The following is a 1,598-nucleotide window of genomic DNA, read 5'->3' on the forward strand; positions in this document are numbered from 1 at the left end:
AATGTCGGTTCCTCCGGGACCTTCAACGACTTCGCCGGCGCCGGCGGCAACGACACCATCATCGGCAACGGCTCCACCCGCCTGAACTACCAGATCGCCGCCTCGAGCGTCAGCGTCGACCTCGAGACCAGCGTCGTCGGGACCACGAATGCCGTCACGGTTGCCGGTAGCGCGACAGGTGCGACCGAGGGCACCGATACCTTCACCGGCGTCAATGCGGTGCAGGGCTCGACCTTCTCCGACACGCTGCTCGGAAGCAGCTTCAACAACAACTTCACCGGTCTTGGCGGCGACGACTACATCGACGGCCGCGGCGGCTTCGACGTTGCCATCTACAACAGCCTCAGCACGGTCACGGGCGGCGTCACCATCGACATGGCGGCGGGCACAGCGACCGGCGACGCGTCGATCGGAACCGATACGCTGCGTTCGATCGAGGGCATTCAGGGCACGGGCTACGCCGACAGCTATGTGGCGACCGGCTACGGCCAGGCCGGTGCTCTCAATATCGGCAACACCGGCACCTTCAACCAGTTCGAGGGCCTCGGCGGCGACGACCAGATCACCGGCAACGGCAACACACGACTGCTCTACACGAATGCCATCGGCGGCGTCACCGTCAACCTGAACGCCGGCTCGGTCACGGGTGACGTGTCGGTCGGGCACGACACCTTCACGGGCGTCAACAGCGTCTATGGCGGCAATTTCGCCGACACTTACGACGCGTCAGGCTTCATCGGTTTCAATTCCTTCCAGGGTCTTGCAGGCAACGACCTCATCACCGGCAACGGCAGCACGCAGCTGCTGTTCGCCAACGCGACCGGCGGCGTTGTTGTCGATCTCGCCAGCGGCACCGTCAATGGGGATGCCTCGGTTGGGCACGACACCATCACCGGTGGCGTCAACGGCGTGTCCGGATCGGGCTTCAACGATACGCTGAAGGGGAGCAGCGGTGCCGACAATCTGCTCGGCAACGGCGGCGCCGACACCTTCATTTATGTCAGCGGCGGCGGCGCCGACTTCATCGGCGACTTCTCGCACGCGCAAGCCGACAAGATCGACCTTTCGGGCGCAGGTATCTACAACCTCGCTGACGTGCAGGCGATCGCCTCGCAGCAGGGACCGAACACGTTCATCAATTTCGGCAATGGCGACAGCCTGACGCTGCAGAACGTGACTCTATCGAACCTGACTGCTGCGGATTTCATCTTCGCGCCGGGCGTTCACCTGATCGGCGACGCCAATCCGAACACGCTGGTCGGCACAATCTATGCCGACAATTTGAGCGGCCTCGGCGGCAACGACGTCCTGCAAGGCCTTGGCGGCAACGACCAGCTCGATGGCGGCCAGGGCTTCGACCGCGCCGATTACGGCGATGCAACGGGAGCCATCACCGCCAATCTTGCGGCCGGCTCCGTGACCGGCCCGGGCGTCGGCACAGATACGCTGGCGAATGTCGAGGGGATCCTCGGCAGCAATTATGCCGATACGTTCAATGCGGCCGGGTTCACCGGATCGACCGGTCTGCCCGGCGTGGCCACCGGCCAGAGCGAGTTTGAAGGGCGCGGCGGCGACGATAGCGTCGTCGGCGATCTCAA

General features: G+C 64.3%; 1 protein-coding gene. It reads left to right on the forward strand.

Features of this window, described 5'->3' with window-relative positions; translation table 11 throughout:
- Positions 1 to 1,598 (forward strand): beta strand repeat-containing protein (locus AABA86_RS33440; protein WP_338309771.1); only part of this gene is annotated, 1,598 nt, incomplete at both ends.

The organism is Bradyrhizobium sp. TM233 (assembly GCF_036247965.1).
Taxonomy (GTDB): Bacteria; Pseudomonadota; Alphaproteobacteria; order Rhizobiales; family Xanthobacteraceae; genus Bradyrhizobium; species Bradyrhizobium ottawaense.